Annotated in this window: 14 protein-coding genes; 6 read left to right on the top strand and 8 right to left on the bottom strand. The window is 74.6% G+C overall.

Features of this window, described 5'->3' with window-relative positions; translation table 11 throughout:
- The first annotated feature begins 56 nt into the window (after window positions 1-56).
- Both ABD332_RS30320 and ABD332_RS30315 read left to right on the top strand, forming a co-directional pair.
- On the top strand, window positions 57-1,205 hold the full coding sequence (locus ABD332_RS30320) for a PucR family transcriptional regulator (RefSeq protein ID WP_344505746.1): 1,149 nt from the start codon (window positions 57-59) through the stop codon (window positions 1,203-1,205).
- A gap of 83 nt (window positions 1,206-1,288) precedes the next feature.
- A complete protein-coding gene (locus tag ABD332_RS30315) occupies window positions 1,289-1,792 on the top strand; it encodes a GNAT family N-acetyltransferase (RefSeq protein WP_344505745.1) in 504 nt (167 codons plus the stop codon).
- A 117-nt stretch (window positions 1,793-1,909) separates the two neighbouring features.
- Here ABD332_RS30315 and ABD332_RS30310 read toward each other — a convergent pair whose 3' ends face one another.
- From ABD332_RS30310 to ABD332_RS30285, 6 genes are all read right to left on the bottom strand, one after another.
- Entirely contained in the window at window positions 1,910-2,707 is a 798-nt protein-coding gene (locus ABD332_RS30310; RefSeq protein WP_344505744.1) for a DNA topoisomerase subunit B, read from the bottom strand.
- Window positions 2,708-2,714: 7 nt separating this feature from the next.
- Window positions 2,715-3,968: a phytase gene (locus ABD332_RS30305; RefSeq protein ID WP_344505743.1), complete on the bottom strand. Its 1,254-nt coding sequence runs from the start codon at window positions 3,966-3,968 to the stop codon at window positions 2,715-2,717.
- 43 nt (window positions 3,969-4,011) lie between these two features.
- A complete protein-coding gene (locus ABD332_RS30300; RefSeq protein WP_344505742.1) occupies window positions 4,012-4,329 on the bottom strand; it encodes a DUF3349 domain-containing protein in 318 nt (105 codons plus the stop codon).
- A 9-nt stretch (window positions 4,330-4,338) separates the two neighbouring features.
- A complete protein-coding gene (locus ABD332_RS30295) occupies window positions 4,339-4,623 on the bottom strand; it encodes a hypothetical protein (protein WP_344505741.1) in 285 nt (94 codons plus the stop codon).
- Window positions 4,624-4,635: 12 nt separating this feature from the next.
- Complete coding sequence (locus tag ABD332_RS30290) at window positions 4,636-5,844, bottom strand: inorganic phosphate transporter (RefSeq protein WP_344505740.1); 1,209 nt, start codon at window positions 5,842-5,844, stop codon at window positions 4,636-4,638.
- A 161-nt stretch (window positions 5,845-6,005) separates the two neighbouring features.
- Window positions 6,006-6,908: an anti-sigma factor RsbA family regulatory protein gene (locus ABD332_RS30285; protein WP_344505739.1), complete on the bottom strand. Its 903-nt coding sequence runs from the start codon at window positions 6,906-6,908 to the stop codon at window positions 6,006-6,008.
- Window positions 6,909-7,036: 128 nt separating this feature from the next.
- Here ABD332_RS30285 and ABD332_RS30280 point away from each other — a divergent pair, with 128 nt between their 5' ends.
- A complete protein-coding gene (locus ABD332_RS30280; protein WP_344505738.1) occupies window positions 7,037-8,302 on the top strand; it encodes an EAL and HDOD domain-containing protein in 1,266 nt (421 codons plus the stop codon).
- A 9-nt stretch (window positions 8,303-8,311) separates the two neighbouring features.
- Window positions 8,312-9,058, top strand: coding sequence for an SDR family oxidoreductase (locus ABD332_RS30275; protein WP_344505737.1), 747 nt, complete (start codon window positions 8,312-8,314; stop codon window positions 9,056-9,058).
- Between the two features lie 43 nt (window positions 9,059-9,101).
- Here the strand turns inward: ABD332_RS30275 and ABD332_RS30270 are convergent, their stop codons facing one another.
- Together ABD332_RS30270 and ABD332_RS30265 are read right to left on the bottom strand one after the other, a co-directional pair.
- Window positions 9,102-10,310 (bottom strand): globin domain-containing protein, encoded by a 1,209-nt coding sequence (locus ABD332_RS30270; protein WP_344505736.1) that lies wholly within the window; start codon window positions 10,308-10,310, stop codon window positions 9,102-9,104.
- Between the two features lie 106 nt (window positions 10,311-10,416).
- Window positions 10,417-10,617 (bottom strand): hypothetical protein, encoded by a 201-nt coding sequence (locus tag ABD332_RS30265; RefSeq protein WP_344505735.1) that lies wholly within the window; start codon window positions 10,615-10,617, stop codon window positions 10,417-10,419.
- A gap of 164 nt (window positions 10,618-10,781) precedes the next feature.
- Between ABD332_RS30265 and ABD332_RS30260 the strand changes: the two genes are divergently transcribed.
- Together ABD332_RS30260 and ABD332_RS30255 are read left to right on the top strand one after the other, a co-directional pair.
- Window positions 10,782-12,128 (top strand): SWIM zinc finger family protein, encoded by a 1,347-nt coding sequence (locus ABD332_RS30260; protein ID WP_344505734.1) that lies wholly within the window; start codon window positions 10,782-10,784, stop codon window positions 12,126-12,128.
- A complete protein-coding gene (locus ABD332_RS30255) occupies window positions 12,121-14,841 on the top strand; it encodes a hypothetical protein (RefSeq protein WP_344505733.1) in 2,721 nt (906 codons plus the stop codon). The genes ABD332_RS30260 and ABD332_RS30255 overlap by 8 nt, the downstream gene beginning before the upstream one ends.
- The last annotated feature ends 32 nt before the right edge of the window (window positions 14,842-14,873 follow it).

Raw genomic sequence — 14,873 nt, 5'->3', positions numbered from 1 at the left:
GTGCGCACTTGCGGCAATGATTGACGCGCGGGTTTGGGCGATGTGACGATGCCGGCATGCGGGACCTGCACGACCGGATGGCGCCCAGGCTCGCCGAGCTGACCGGTGAGATCGTCGCCGGATGCGCCTCCGACGTGCCGTTCTACCGAGGGCTGCCGGCCGAGGTCCTGGACGGCCCGGTCCGCGAGTCGGTCGGCACCGTCTTGGGCCTTCTGCTGAGGATGCTCCGCGACGAGGAGACGCTGCGGCCCGGCGACCTGACCTGGGTGGTGGAGCTGTCCGCCCGCCGGGCCCGGGACCACGTGCCGCTGGAGGCGGCGCTCGCGGCGTACCTCATCGGCGCCCGCACCTGGTGGCGCACGCTGTCGGCCGTCGCCGCCCCAGCGGAGCTGCCCGCCGCCGGCGCGCTGCTGCTGGACGGCCTGGCCGGCATGATGCCCGCCGTCGTCGTCGCGCACCTGCAGGCGCAGGAGGACCTGCGGGGCGAGTCGGCGCGGGCCCGGCGGGAGCTGCTCGCCGCGCTGCTGCACGGGCAGCCGTTCCATGTCGTCGCGGCCCTCGCGCAGGACGTCAGGGTCGAGGTCGGGCAGCGGCACACGGTGCTGCTGGTGCGGTTCGCGCCACGCCCGCCGGACCGGCTCGTGCAGGTCGCCCTCGACGCGCACGCGGGCACGCCCGTCCTCGCCGACCACGCCGCCGGCATCGTGCTGCTGCCCGACGGCGTCACCGCGGCGGCGATGGCCGCGGGCCTGGGGGAGGCGCTGTCGAGCACCGTGCTGGCGGCCGCCGCGGCGGCGGACACGCCCGCCGGCATCCCGGCCGCTGCCGCCGAGGCGCGCGAGGTGATGGACCTGGTGACCCGGATCGGCCGCACGTCCGGCGTGTACCGCCTGGACGACGTCCTCGTGGAGTACCAGCTCTCCCGCCCCGGGCCGGGCCTGCAGCGGCTGGCGGCGAAGCTCGACCCGCTGCGGGGGCACCCGTACCTGCTCGACACGCTACGCAGCTTCGTCGCGCACGGGCACAACCGTCGGCAGACCGCGCTGGACCTGCACATCCACCGCAACACGCTGGACTACCGCCTGCACCGCATCACCACGATGACCGGCCTGGACCCGGCGGTCCCCGAGCACGCCCGCCTGCTGGACGCCGCCCTCACCGCCACGGCGCTGCACGACCGCCCGCCGGAGGCCGGTCCCGGCTGACTTCTTACGAACCGGGGACATCGTGGATCAACGCCTTCCACGGCACTGAACGCCGCCGCCCCGATCGCGGGTAGCGTGAACGGATGCTGACGACACGTGTCGGGGGACCGTCGGACGCGCCGGTCGTCGCCCGGCTGTGGGCCGCCGCGGACGCCGCCCGCCGCGCCGATGCCGGTACAGAGGGCGGGCGCCACGACGAGACCACCGCGGAGGCGAGGACCCTGCGGATGCTGGCGGGAACCGCGTCGCTGCTGGTGGTGGCGGAGGACGAGGGTGAGCCGGCCGCGATGACCGTGGTCGTGCAGGCCCTCGCGCGGGACGGCGCCGGCGACCCGATCCCGGGGCTGGCCCACGTCACGATGGTCGCCGTCGACCCGTCCCGCTGGGGCCTCGGCCTCGGCGCCGCCGTCGTCACCCGCGCGCAGGCCGAGGCCCGCGGCCTCGGCTACACCCAGGCGCAGCTGTGGACGCAGCAGAGCAACGCGCGGGCCGACCGCCTGTACCGCCGCCTCGGCTGGACCCTGTCGGGCCGCACCAACACCGACGAGCACGGCGAACCGATCCGCCACTACGTCCGGGCGCTCTGACACCACTGGGGGGCCGAAGCCTCGAAGCGCATCGAGACCGCGATCGTCAAGAACGCCGTCATCCATGCATTGGAACGGTTCGCCGGCGAGGATGTCCTGACCGTCGACGCAGCAGCGTCAGGCGTCGGTGTCGGCGGCTCGGACGCGACGCCGATCGATCACGGTCACGTCGACGCCGCTCGGCACAGTGAAGTCTCCGGAGGGGTCGGACAGCAGTTCGGCCGGGTCGAGGGGCAGCCGCGCGTGGGGACCGAAGTACGCGCCGTCAAGGTGGGCGAGGACCTCGGTGCCGTGTTCCTCGGTTTCGTCGAGCACCTGCAGCTGCGGGGGTGGATATCGCCAGTCGGCCCACTGCCGGTAATGCCGCCCGTCCCGCCAGACATCCGCGACGACCGCGGTGCACAGGGCCGTCACCATGGCCAGGCCAGTGCCTGCCGGGCATGGCCCGGGACCGAAAAACGCGGTCAACGCCTCGGCCACCCACGGCTCCCGCTGTGGCCGAATCCGATCGACGGAAAGACCCACGCCGTTGTCCCGCACGGAGAACACCAGGTCCGATTCGATCACGACATCGACCCGGGAGACCAGGCTCTGAGGATCGGCCGCGGCCTGGTGGACCGTCCAACGCAGAACCTGTCCGGGCAGCGCCGGGTCGTGCCGATCGACTCCGAAGTACATCAGCGGACGGCTCCGCACGGCCATCAGATTCGGCCAGACAGTGATGCCACTGGCCGTCAGCTGACGTCCGTCATGACTGGTCATCACAACATCATCCCCGACCTGGACACGCCACCGGTGCGTCGCGGCGGTGGAAGTGTCCTCGCGGGGCGTCGAAGGGGCAGGCGGCGGGGTGGCCGTCGCGAGGACCTCCAGGGGGTCGGTGAAGACGGTGGCCTGGAGGTCCTCGCGGGTCATGGCCGGGTCAGCGCTGGCGCAGGAAGCCGGCGTCGAGGAACTTGAAGTTGGTGGTCTCCCGGTCGCCGTCGGTGGGCGTGTCCGCGCCGTCGTGCACGACGAGCAGGCCGTGCGGGAAGCCGGGCAGCGGGGTCGCGGTCACGGCGGCGCCGTCGCAGCCTTCGGAGCCGTCGGTGCGGGCGCCGGCGACGACCGCGAAGTGGCCGGTCGGGCGCAGGGTCAGCCGGTCGTAGGTGTAGAAGGTGTCGTCGCCCTGGCTCGACACGAGCAGGGTGCCGGTGAGCGCGCCGGTCTGCAGGATGGTGAGGCCCTCGACGTCCGCGGCGATGCGGCCGCCGTAGCCGGGGTCGGCGGCGTAGTCGACGACGCAGTCGTCCTCGGCCTCGTCGAACCGGGCCGGGACGCCGAACTCGCGGGTCCGCTCCACGGACTGCGGCGCGCCGCGGAACTGGCCGCCCCACACGGGGATCCGCCACAGGCCGACGGTCTCCTGCGCCAGGTACGCGATCCGGGTCGTCGGGTCGACGACGCTGCCCTCCACCTGCGGGCCGTCGCCGGGGTCGGCGCACGGCGACCAGGCCGAGCCGTTCGGCAGCCGGAACGTCGACGGCAGCGTCAGCAGGTCCACCCGCCGGTAGGTGACGGTGCCGCCGCTCGCGACGAGCTGGAACAGGCCGACCTCGGAGGTGCTGCGGCGGCTGACGACGGCGTAGGCGGTGCCGTCGAAGTCGCGGAACGTGGCCAGGCCGTAGGCGGTGCGCTGCTCGTTGACCTGCGCCTGGTCGGTGCTGAACGCGAACGGCACGCCGGGCGCGGTCACGTCGGTGAGGGTGCCGGTGGCCGGGTCGATGCGGTAGAAGCGCAGCTGGTCGCGGCCCCGGTCGGTGACGACGGCCAGGTCGGTGGTGCGGCCGCCGAGCCGGAACCCGGGCACCAGGTCGACGTTGTTGAACCGGCCTGCGGCGTCGTCCTCGCCGGGCGCGGGCGGGGTGGCGATCGCCTGCCGTTCGCGGCCCGCGAGGTCGTACACGCGAAGACCACCGTTCTTGGCGGTGGCCAGCACCCGGCTCGCGCCGCGGTCGCGCTCGTTGACCCAGATGGCCGGGTCGTCGGCGTTGGCGTCGCCGCCGGCCTCGTCGTCGTAGAGGGGCGGGGTCTCCACGGCCGCGGTCACCGTCTTCAGGGACGGCGCCGCGTGGGCGGCCGTGGGGACCAGCAGCAGCGGCACCGTGGCCGCCGCCAGGACAATGAGTCGTCGCATCCGCCGAAGCTATGGTGCGTGTCGATCCGTCAGGTGAACACACTCAGTCGGCCGGCGGATCCGCCAGTGGCCAGCCGACGGCGGCCAGGCGCGCCGACACCCTGGCGACGTCCTCGGCGGACGCCGTCTGCAGCACGGAGTCGTTGATCATGCTCTCGATGTCGGCGGTGCTGACCGGGTCGGCGGTGCGCTGCGACTCCCCGGCGAGCGCCCGCGCGATCCTGTGGATCTCGTCGTCGGTCAGCTTGCGGCGCAGCAGCCCGAGCAGCGCCACGTAGTCCTGGCGGGGCACTCCGGACGGGTAGCCGGCCCGCAGCCACTCCACGGTGCGGGTCAGGAAGTTCGAGCTGGGCTCACCCATGGTTTCCTCTCACTTGTCCACGACGGTCGGGTAGACGTGCTCGAAGCTGAGCTCCTTGCCGAAGCCCGACGCGACGATGAACGTGATGCCCAGCGCGACGCCGAGCAGCACGATCGCGAAGCAGAGGTAGCCGCCGGCGGTGCCCAGCGGGTGCGGTGCCCGGCCCGGGCCGCCCGCGCCGTACGCGAGCGACCGGACGCCGAGCGCGAACAGGGCCGGCAGGCCGGCGCCCAGGATCAGGCCGGCCAGCAGGACCCGCCAGGCCGCCTCGAGCGCGAATCCGAAGTTGTGCATCTCGCGGTCCTCTCAGCGGTCCGCGTCGGCGAGTTCGCGCCGGGCGTCCCAGTCGTCGTTGACGTTGGTGTGGTCGACCGGCGCCCGGCGGGACCGCAGGTACATGAACGCGGCCGCGGCGAGGAGGACCAGGAAGATGGTGACCGCGCCGGCGAGGCCGCCGACGCCGTTGCCGAGCCACCACATGAGTGCGCCGACGACCGCGGCGGCGGGCAGCGTGATGAGCCACGCCGCGACCATCCGCCCGGCCACCGCCCAGCGGACCAGCGCGCCGGGCCGCCCGACGCCGCTGCCGAGGATCGAGCCGGTCGCGACGTGGGTGGTCGACAGCGCGAACCCGAGATGGCTTGAGGCCAGGATGACCGCCGCGGACGCGGACTCGGCGGCGAGCCCCTGCGGCGGGGAGATCTCGACCAGGCCCTTGCCGACGGTACGGATGATGCGCCAGCCGCCGAGAGCGGTGCCGAGCGCGATCGCCACCGCGCAGGCGGCCTTGACCCAGAACGGGATGTTCGTCGTGTCCGTCCAGGCTCCCGTCGCGATCAGCGCCAGGGTGATGACCCCCATGGTCTTCTGGGCGTCGTTGGTGCCGTGGGCGAGCGAGACCAGCGAGGCGCTGCCGATCTGCCCCCAGCGGAAGCCGTTGTCGGTGAAGCGCTGGTCGACGCCGGTGGTGATCCGGTAGATCAGCCAGGTGCCGGTGGCGGCGACGGCCCCGGCGATCACCGGCGACATGACGGCTGGCAGGACGACCTTGCCGATGACACCGTCGAGCTTGCTGCCGTTGCCGTTCCAGTTGACGCCGGACCAGCCGAGCCCGGCGATCGTGGCGCCGATGAGCCCGCCGAAGAGCGCGTGCGACGAGCTGGACGGCAGGCCGAGCAGCCAGGTCAGCAGGTTCCATACGATGCCGCCGACCAGCCCGGCCAGGATGATCAGCAGCAGCGCGGCGCCGCCGTCGGCGACGAGGTCCTGTTTCGGTGTGCCGTTGGAGTTCTGGATCTTCACGACCGCGTTGCTCACGGTCAGGGCGACCTCGACGGACAGGAACGCACCCACCAGGTTCAGGACGCCGGACAGGAGCACCGCGACCTTCGGCCGAAGGGCACGGGTGGCGATGGAGGTCGCCATCGCGTTGGCGGTGTCGTGGAACCCGTTCGTGAAGTCGAACCCGAGCGCCGTCACGATCACCAGGAGGAGGACCACGGTGGTTTCGGTCACACTCTCGATCGTCACGCCGCCCGGTGCGACCCACCACCGCGGAAGACCTGCTCAGGCGGGATTTCGCTACCAGTTTCCCGCCCGGTCACCCACGGGTGCGACAGCCCGGTCAGCTACGGGTGCGACAGCCCGGTCGCCTACGGGTGCGACGGCCCGGTCGCCTACGGGTGCGACAGCATGAACCGAACCCGGGTCCAACCGTCGTGATGGGTGACGGCGAACGCCTCGGACAGCTGCTGGGCGATCCACATGCCGCGGCCGCCGAGCAGCCGGTCGTCCGGCGGGCGGTAGCCGGCGAGCGGGTCGGACGGGCCGGGCCCGTCGTCGCCGACCTCGCAGACCATGCCCTGCGGCGTGACCCAGACCCGCAGCTCGCGGCGGGCGCCCCCGTACAGCACGGCGTTGGCGGCGATCTCGCTGGTGACCAGCAGCAGCTCGTCGAGCCGGTCGGTGCCGGCCCAGCCGTGCGCGGCGGCGATCCGGCCGACGAGGTGGCGGGCCTCGGCCACGCTGTCGCCGAGGAGTGTCACGTCGGCGGGCGGGCCGTCGACGGGCGGGACCGGCTCGGGCACCGCGCCGAGGAACTCCGCCGGCGGCCGGTACGTGTCGCTGCCGGGATGGGTGCGCCGGGCGTCGGCGAGCACCTCGTGTGGCAGCACGCGCGTGTCATACGGGCAGAGGATCCAGGCCGGGGCGTCGGCGAGCACCTCGTTGACCGCCGACTCGAACCGCGCCCAGGTCACGTGCCGCGCCGGCGGCCCGGACCCGGCCTCGCCGATGATCCGGACCGCGTCGTGCCCGCGGCTGGCGGCGTCGGCGAGGAGCTTCCGCCAGCCGGCGACGGTGCTCGCCGGCCGCCGGAAGCAGCCGTCGCGGTCCATGAACGTCACCTGGGCGGCGTCGCGGCCGAGCGCGTCGCGCAGCAGGTCCGCGTTGGCGTCGGTGACGGCCGCGACGACGGCGTGGTCGCTGCGCAGGCCGTCGCGGACGAACGGCACGAGCCCGCCGGTGAACCCCTCGTCGGTGTCGTAGAAGAACGCGTCGTGGGTCAGCGACGCCCGCATCCCCACCACCCCGCCTTCCGACCTCCGGCCTGCCGGCCTCCACCGTACCCCTGCCATCACCCGCCGAAGGTGAGGGTATATACGCCGTTCCGCACCATTCGACCTAGTTTTGGGGAGATCATGGCGGAGTGAGGGAGCACACGGGGGCATTCAGAGGACCGGACACCGACCATGTCGTGCACGTCGCCCGGCAGCCGATCTACGACCGCGACGGCATCATGGTCGCCGGCGAGCTGCTGTTCCGGGCCCGGACGACCGCGACGGGCGCCGACCGCAGCGACTCCGTCGCCACCGCCCGCGTGCTGGTCGCGGCGTTCACCGAGTTCGGGATCAGGGAGCTGACCGGCGACCGGCTCTGCTTCGTCAACCTGACCCGCGACTTCCTCACCGGCCGCCTGCCGCTGCCGTTCGACGGCAGCCAGGCCGTCCTGGAGATCCTGGAGTCGACCACCGTCGACGACGAGGTCGTCGACGGCGTCACCGCGCTCGTCGAGCAGGGGTACACCGTCGCCCTCGACGACTTCGTGCCCGGCGGCGGCCACGAGCCGCTGCTGCCCCTCGCCACCTACGTGAAGATCGACATGCTGCACGCGTCGGAGCCCGAGGTCCGCGCCGCCGTCGCCGAGTGCCGCCGCTTCGGGCACCTGCGGCTGGTCGCCGAGCGCCTGGAGACCCCCGACGCGCTGCGCCTGGCGTTCACGCTCGGGTTCGAGCTCTTCCAGGGCAACATCCTGGGCCGCCCGCACATCAACTCGACCGTCACGCTCGCCCCGGCGCGGCTGACCCGGCTGCGGATGCTGCAGGCGCTCACCGCCGAGGACGCCGACATCGACGAGATCGCCGCGCTCGTCGCCGAGGACGCGGCGCTCACGCTGCGGCTGCTGCGCGCCACCAACTCCGCCGCGCTCGGGCTCAACCGGACCGTGTCGTCGGTCCGCGACACCGTCGTCGTGCTCGGCCTCGACCGGATCCGGCAGTGGGTGACCCTCATGCTCGTCGCCGACCTCACCGAGGCCGACCCCGAGCAGCTCAGCGACGTCCTCGTCCGGGCCCGGTTCAGCCAGTTCCTGGCCGGCGCCGCGGGGGTGCCCGGCGACGTCGCGTACATCGGCGGGCTGCTCTCGGCGCTCGCCGACCTCTACGACGAGCCCGCCAACCGCATGGTGCACGGGCTGCCGCTGGACCCGGTCCTCGTCGACGCCCTCACCACCGGCCGCGGCCCGCTCGGCGACGTGCTCGCCACGGCCCGCGCGTACATGACCCAGTCCGCGGAGATGCCCCCGGCCGGCAGCCTGCCCACCCAGACGACCGGCACCGAGGACATGGTCATGGCCTACCTGTCGGCCGTGCGCTCCACCAACGCCACCCTCGCCGAGCTGACCGCCGACGTGTAGGTTCACGCCGTGGCGGCAGCGGGTGTGGTAATGGTGACCGGCGCGTCCCGCGGACTGGGCGCGACGATCGCCCGGACACTCGCGGCCGGCGGCTGGGCCGTCGCGGTCAACTACCGGCACGGCGCCGCACCCGCCGCGGCGGTCGTCGCGGACATCCGCGCCGCCGGCGGCACCGCCGAGGCCTTCGAGGCCGACGTCACCGACGAGCCCTCCGTCGCCGCGCTCATGGCGGACGTCACCGCCCGGCTCGGCCCGGTCACCGCCGTCGTCGCCAACGCCACCGGCCCGCAGCCCCCGGTCCCCGTCGAAGACCTCACCTGGGACGACCACCTCGGGCAGCTGCTGTTCTTCGTGAAGAGCCCGACCCTGCTCGTCCAGGCCGCCCTGCCCGCGATGCGCGCCGCCGGCCGCGGCCGGGTCGTGCTGGTCGGCTCCGACATGGTCGACCGGGCCCTGCCCGGCTGGTCCGCGTACGTGGCGGCGAAGGCGGCCCAGGTCGGCCTGGCCCGGACCTGGGCCCGCGAGCTCGGCCCGCACGGCATCACCGTCAACGTCGTCGCCCCCGGCTGGATCCCCGTCGAACGCCACGCCGACGTGCCCTCCACGGCGCTGGACTCGTACGCCGCCGAGGTCCCGCTGCGCCGCATCGGCCACCCGTCCGACGTCGCCGGCGCGGTGCGCTTCCTGCTGTCGGACGAGGGCGCCTTCATCACCGGCGACCGCCTGACCGTCAACGGCGGCCACACCATCGGCTGACGGTCGTGCGGCCGCCACGGGACGCGGTGTACCTCCGCGAAGGTCACTCGGTGTCGGCCTGCCACAGGTCGGGGCCGAACATCTCGTACTGGACGTCGCGGGCCGGCACGCCGCGGTCGATCAGCTGGCTGCGCACGCTCTGCAGGAACGGCAGCGGGCCGCACAGGTAGAAGACGGCGCCGTCGGGCAGCGGGATCCGCGAGACGTCCATCATGCCGGCCGAGACGCCCGCGCCCGGCAGGTCGGTGTGCGGGCCCTGCTCGTACCACACGTGCAGCACCGACGAGGGCAGGCGGGACAGGTCCCCGACGATCTGCCGGCGCAGCGGGAAGGACTCCTCGTCGGTGTCGGCGTGCAGCAGGGTGACGTGCATGCGGGAGCCGGCGGCGACGAGGTGGGAGAGCATGCCGGCCATCGGGGTGATGCCGATGCCGGCGCTGGCGAAGACGACCGGCCGGCCGGAGTCGTCCAGGACCACGTCGCCGTAGGGGACGCTCATGGCGATCTCGTCGCCGACCTGGACGCCGTCGTGCAGGAGGTTGGACACCTCGCCGTCGGGCTTGCCGCCGCCGTGGACCCGCTTGACCGCGAAGTAGCGGTGCTCGCCGTCGTCGGCGCGGGTCAGGCTGTACTGGCGCGGCTGGCGCACACCGTCGGGCATGCGGAGGTTGACGCTGACGTACTGCCCGGGCAGCGACGTCCTGACGGGCCGGTCGTCGGTGCGGCGCATCACGAAGCCCATGACGTCGCCGGTCTCGCGGTACTTGCCGGCGACCCGCCACTGCCGCCACACCCGTTCCGGGGTGACGCCGCGGGCGCTGTACAGGCCGCGCTCCTGGTTGATCAGGGCGTAGGCCATCAGCCAATACACCTCGTCCCAGGCCGCCGCGACGTCCGGGGTGACGGCGGCGCCGAGGACGTCACCGATCGCCCACATCAGGTGCTCGTGCACGATGCCGTACTGCTCGGGCCGGATGCCCAGCGACGCGTGCTTGTGCGAGATGCGCGTCAGCAGCCGGCCCGGCGGCCGCAGCGGGTCGTCCAGCAGCGTCGAGGCGAACACCGCCACCGACCCCGCCAGGGCCTTGGGCTGCGAGCCCTCCGCCTGGTTGCCGCGGTTGAACAGCCCGTCCTGCAGGTCCGGCCGGGCGGCGAACATGTGGGCGTAGAAGCGGTCCGCGATCTCCCCGATGTGCTGGCCGACGACGGGAAGCGTGGCCTTGACGACCCGCCGGGCCTGGTTCGACAACACCGCTGCGTTCTCACCGGTTCGCAGAGGGTCAAACCTGCTCAGCGCCGACGGCTCACAGCCGGGCGACGACCGGCACGTCTGGATCTCGTCGCCCCGGCTGCTGCGGTCAGCTGCGCTCGAGGGCGACGACCGCGTCGAGGAGGCCGTGCAGGCCGAGCTCGTAGCGGTCGGCGTCCACCCGTTCGAACAGGAGCTCGTCGAGTGGCACGCCGGCGGACTGCTCCGGGCGTCCGGCGATCTCCAACTCGGCCAGGACGACGAGTTTGAGATCGTGCAGGAACGTCGGCTCGCTGTACAGAGCTGTCATCGCGGTTGTCATCGCGCCTCCGATTCCGGCTCGGAGCGTGGAAGGAAGCACCGCCCACCCGACAAGCGTTCTCCGCGGGCGTCACACCGGCGCTCACCCGGAGGGATGAAACGGCCTCCCGGCGGGGACAGTGGGCGGGGGCAGGGCGTGGCAGGATGCCCAGAGTGCCGGAGACCTCAGTCGACACGCAGGTGTACCCGCGGCCGTCCGGGCTCGCCGGCGGCCACCTGGCCCTCGCCACCTCCACGCCGGAGCGGATCCGGGAGCAGGCGTTCTTCGCCGGGTTCGTCGGCACGCCCCGGGTCGTCGCCGGCGGCCTGCTCGCCCTCGCCGACATCGCCGGGGCCGACTTCCGCGGGGTCCGCACCGCCCGCGCCGGCGGCGGCCGCGACCCGGTGGTCACCGGTGACGGCGAGCGGCTGCGGTTCGAGGCGCTGTCGACGTGCGGCGGCGTGTACGGGCGGCTCGACCTCGACCCCGCCGAGCTGCAGGACGCGCCGGTCGGGCGCGGCACCACCAACGTCGACGTCAACCCGCCGCTCTACCAGGCGCTGACCCGGGTCGGCGGGCAGGACCCGCTGCGGCTGTCCGTCGGCGCCGACGAGCTCGCCGTCGGCACCCTCGACGGCAGGATCGTCGAGAAGCGGGTGCCGCTGCCGGCCCGGTGGCTGCGCGGGCTCGCCGAGGTCGCGGCGCACGCGCTGCCGCTGGACGCGCGGCTCCAGCTGCCCGCCGGGCGGGCCGTCACGCTGCTGGCCGAGGTTGCCGCGCGGAGCCGGCAGGTCCGCTGGCTCATGCCGGCCGGGCCGGGCTGGCGGTTCACGACCCGGCCGGCACCCGGGGCGGTGTGCGTCGCCGACGGGTTCCGGCTCGCGCCGCTGCGCCCGCTGCTGCCGCTCGCGCGCACCCTCACCCTGTACTCGCCGCCGGCCACCGGCGCACCCGCGCAGGTCAGCGGCTGGGTGCTGGACTTCGGCACGGCCCGCTTCACGCTGCTGCTGTCGACCGCGACCCAGCACGGCTTCGCCGGCGACGGGCGGCTCCTGGCCGACCTGAGCGGCGGGGGAGACCCGGCCGGGGACGCCGAGACCCTCGACGGGCTGCTCGTCGCCGACCCCGTCCTCGACCGCCCGGCGGTCGCCGACCGCACCGGCTGGGACCGGTCCCGGGTCACCGCCGCGCTGGCCGCCCTCGCCACCGCCGGTCAGGTGGGGTACGACGTCGCGGCGGCGTCCTCGTTCCACCGGCCGCTGCCCTACCGGGCGGACCTCGTCGCCGCGCTGCACCCGCGGCTCGCCGCCGCCCGGATGCTCGCCACGGCGGGCCGGGTCGTGGCCACCGCCGACGGCTTCGAGGTGGTCTCCGGCGAGCGCACGTACCTCGTCCACCGGCGCGGCGACGAGCACGCGTGCACCTGCGCCTGGTGGGCGGAGCATCAGGGCCGCCGCGGCCCGTGCAAGCACGTCGTCGCGGCCGTCATCACCGAGCGGACGGGGGAACGGGATGCGTGAGGTGTTCGCGCGGATCGAGGACGGCGACCTCGAGGCGCTGGCCGAGGTCCTCGCCGGGCTGTCCGCCGGGGACCGGGCCGCGCTCCTGCCGCTGCTGGACGGCTACACGCCACCGCCGGTGCTGCCGGAGCCGGTACCGGAGCCGGAGCCGGAACCTGAGGTGCACCCCGGCGTCATGGTCCTGCGCGCCCATGCGGGCGGGCCGGCGATCGGTGGCGCGGCACCCCGGCGGCTCGTGGCGACGGCCATGTTCGCGGCGCCGGACGCAGAGCAAGCGGCGGACGGAGCGCGGGCGCCGGGGGAGGAGGTGGTGCTGGACGGGGAGTCCGTGCGGCAGCAGGAGCGGCTGCGCCGCAACCGCGGCAACATCTGGTTCCTGCGGCACGAGGCCGAAGCGGTCGCCCGGAGGCGCAACGAGCAGCGGCACGCCGCCTACTCCCTTGCCGTCATCGCCTGCGTGGGCGCCGCCGCCGACGCGGTCAAGCGGCTGCACGCGCCGTGGACGAATCACCGGCCGCCGCACCTCGCGCCGGACGCCCTGCCCCACCTGCTGCGGCTGCGCGGCGCCGACTGGTGCGCGACCCTCGGCCGCGGCATGCTGCGCCGGTCGCGGTCCCGCGCATTGGCGACCCTGTGGCCGTTCACGGAGGCGCTGCTGCGGGCCGTCGGCGCGCCACCGCCGGAGGAGCCCGCCGCCGTCGCCTGCTACGTCCGGATGCGGCGCGACGGGCAGCGGCTCGCCGGGTTCCTCGCCGCGGACCCGTGGTTCGACCGGATGCTGCCGCACCTGTTCGACGAGGTCCAGGTCGCCACCGCGTTCGCCGACCAGTCGGCCTGGCCGGAGGCGCTGCTGGAGCTGGCCGCGACCGGCCGGGTCGAGCGGGGCACCGTGATCGCCGGGTGCCTGCGCCGCCTGCGCGCCGGCGGCCGGCCGGGGATCCTGCAGCCGTTCCTCGCCATGCTCAAGCAGCTCGCCCCGGCCGCCGGTGAGCTCACCGGGCACCGGCAGGAGCTGACCGGGCTGCTCGGCGCGCCGCTGTCGACGGTCGCGGACTGGGCGTACACGTCGCTGCGGGCCCTGCACGACGAGGCGCCTCTCGACCCGGCGACCCTCGCCGAGATCACCGCCGGCATGCTCAGCCGGCCGGAGAAGAAGCTGGTCCGCGCCCACCTCGGCTGGCTGCGGCAGCTGCCCCTCGACGACCTCCTCGACGGTCTGGTGACCGGCCTGCACCACCCGGTGGCGGAGCTCGCCGGGCGCACCCTCGACCTGATCGAGCCGCGGCTGCCGCACCTGCCGGCCGCCGCCCGCGACCGCCTCCGCGACGAGGTGCCGGCGCTCGACGGCGCCGTCGGTCAGCGCCTGGCCGCGCTGCTCGGCACGGCGGCACCCCCGCCGCAGCCGGTCCCGGTCCTCGTCGCGGCGCTGCCGGCGGAGTTCCCGGCGCCGCTGGACCTCGGCGCCCTCGCCGGCGAGCTCGCCACCGTCCTGCGCCACGGCGACGAGGACCCGGTCCGGCACGAGCTCATGCTCGACGGGCTGCTGCGCGCCGCCCGCGGCGACCGGGCCGCCGCCGCCCGGGTCCTCGCCGCCGTCATGCCGCAGTGGGCGGGCACATGGGCCGACCTGATCGCCGCCGCGACCGGGTTGACGGCGCCGCCACCGTACGAGAGCCCGTTCGCCCACCTGTACGTCACCACGCTCGGCACGTTCGTCGAGCGCCGGTCCGTCGAGCTCGCCTCGCGACTGGCCGCCGACCCGCCGCCCGCGCTGCTCGCCACGCCGGCCACGGTCGCGGGGCACGTCGACCCCGACCGGGTCCTGTCGCTGCTGCGCCAGGCCGACCGCGACGGCTGGCAGCCCGGCCCCGCCGACCTGACCCAGGCGCTGCTGCGGCTGCCGCGGACCGTCGACGCCGCGGTCGTCGAGGGCGCCGCGGGGCTCGCCTCGCCCGCGGGCCGCCGGTTCGCGGACCACCTCCGCACGGCTGCGGCCGAGCCGCGGACCTGGGTCGAGGAGGTGCCGGGCCAGGCGTACCACTCCGGCCGCCGGATCGCGATGCTGGACGCGGCGGGGCAGCCGGCTGACGTCGCCGACCCGCGCACCGCGACACAGCGCGTCGCCGCCGTCTACCACCAGCCGCGCATGGCCCTGTGGCCGATGGTCACGCCGTCGCACCGGGAGGTGGCGGCCGCGCACATCCAGCCGTACCTGGTCACCCCGCACGGCAGCCCCGGCACCCAGTTCCTCGAGGGGCTCGTCGCCGCCGACGGCCCGTCCGGCCCGGCGATGTCGCTGGTCCTCGCGTACGTGTTCGGCTCGTCGCGGCAGGAGATGCGGCTCGCCGCGGCCGACGCGCTCATCACTCTCGCCGCCCGGCCCGGCTGGGACAGCACCACGACCGGCGCGGAGGTCGGCGCCCTGTCGAGCGACGAACGGATCGTGCTGCAGCGCACCGTCCAGCCGCTCACCGAGGCGTTCAAGGCCGGCGCGCACACCGCCGTGTGGCAGGCGACGTCGGCGGCCCTGCCGGCACTGCTCGCCGCCGCCCCGCGCCCCGGCCTCGCCGACCTGCTGACCCTGGCCGCCGACGCCCGGCCGGCCGGCGCCCGCCTGGACCTGCCGGAGCTGCACGCCCTCGCGGCCCGCCCCGGCCGCAGCCGCCTGGCCGAGTCCGCCCGCCGCCTCGCCGCCCTGGTGGGCGGCCGCTGACCGTTTGCCTCCGCCGCGGCGAGGGCAACCAG

It is taken from the genome of Dactylosporangium maewongense, from assembly GCF_039531485.1.
GTDB lineage: Bacteria > Actinomycetota > Actinomycetes > Mycobacteriales > Micromonosporaceae > Dactylosporangium > Dactylosporangium maewongense.
The sequence above is the reverse complement of the archived record's forward strand: the minus strand, read 5'-3'. Positions and strand labels throughout refer to the sequence as shown.